This is a genomic window from Moorena sp. SIO3I6 (genome assembly GCF_010672095.1).
Genome location: NZ_JAAHHU010001254.1, coordinates 1 through 1,491 on the forward strand (window position 1 = coordinate 1; position 1,491 = coordinate 1,491).

2 protein-coding genes are annotated in these 1,491 nt (G+C 33.9%); both read right to left on the minus strand.

What is annotated here, in order from left to right:
* Nucleotides 1-138: 138 nt before the first annotated feature.
* Entirely contained in the window at nt 139-516 is a 378-nt protein-coding gene (locus F6K49_RS48285; RefSeq protein ID WP_293109768.1) for a hypothetical protein, read from the minus strand.
* A 55-nt stretch (nt 517-571) separates the two neighbouring features.
* Nucleotides 572-1,111 (minus strand): DUF6232 family protein, encoded by a 540-nt coding sequence (locus F6K49_RS48290; protein WP_293109770.1) that lies wholly within the window; start codon nt 1,109-1,111, stop codon nt 572-574.
* Nucleotides 1,112-1,491 lie beyond the last annotated feature (380 nt).

The window sequence follows — 1,491 nt, forward strand, 5'->3', positions numbered from 1 at the left end:
TCTAAAGGCTAAGGCATTGATGCTTGCCTGAAATATTCTTATTAGCCCCCCGAGCTTGATCGGGGGGCTGTTTCATTCTTGACCCTAAAATTCAGGGGTGAGGGAGCCAAAGCCCGTTCTGGTTTAGATGCATTTGCCCTAGTTTTTATGCCATTCTTCCAAAGCACCAATAAAAAAACTGGATGCGGGATGATTGAGGAGTTGTTCCAAAGCTTGAATGCTTCCTGCTTTTAAGGCATTAAGTGTCTTCGGGAACCGTTTTGGTTTGCTTTCAATATGTTCTATGGCTTTAGTTGCAATTTGAAAATTTCCAGTATATGACTGTTCTAGCTGCTTTAGAAGTTGTTGAATCTCCTTAGCAGCTTCAGCAAGATTCCTATTCTGTTCTGAATTATTATATGTATTACCTGATACATTACCTGATACATTACCTGATGTTACAGGGCTATTCTTATTATTATTAATCTTAATTGGATTATTATTTCTAACAATTCTTTTAATCGGTTTATTTTTCACTTTTGAGCTCCTTAATTCATTGAATAGATTGACAATAATCAGAGTGTGATAATTTTTAAACCCGGCTCACAACATCCCCTTCAACATTACCTGAAACTACAGGAGAACCAATATTATTTTGAATTTCTATAGATTTATTTTCAAAGTTAAAAGTAATAGCTTTGGGCTCATTGCTATTCATCACACTATACAAATTTAAAATAACTTTTTTAATAAATTCCTTATCCCTACTTACTAAAATTTTCTTCAGGCCACTATTTGTATAAATAGTCATACCATATTTTTCTATGGTTTTAGTTATAGTTTTATTATAGTCATAAATTAACCAAGCTCCAATAGCTATGATGAAAACAATTATTTTTGAAAAAAATCCATAATATACAGAAGATATAAATAATAATATCAGGATAACAAATAAAGCAATAAAAACATTGCTCATTGGCTTTTTTTCTGTAGTATTTTTGCTCAAATTAACTAATCCGATACTTGCAATATTATCAATTTGGTAAACAACATTTCCAAAGATTAACGTTTTACCTCTAATCTTTAAAAAAGATGTTTTAACTTCAGTTGGATCACTAACTTCATCTGGCAAAAAATTACTCAACATACTTTTTTAATTGAACTCAAAATTATGGTTTGATCAAGATTACTGGTGTTGCTGGATTTAAGTTTTAAAAGGTGCATCTCATTAAAGCTGTTTGACCCGTTGGGTGGAACCGGCATCTTGCCGGTTACAATCGGACGCACTGTCCTAACACTGGCTACCGAGAAAATGAGGGCGAACTCGTCTCATCACGCACCACTAGCAACATTTAGGTACGACCCGTGGAGAATCTAATGCTCACAGGGTCAAGCGCACCATTACAAATGTGAGATGCACCAAGTTTTAAATGCCTACTAGAGCTGGCATTAATCTGATTTTTGGTTTAGGTTATGAATTGGAATTTATTTCTGAGTAAGGGTTTTCTAATG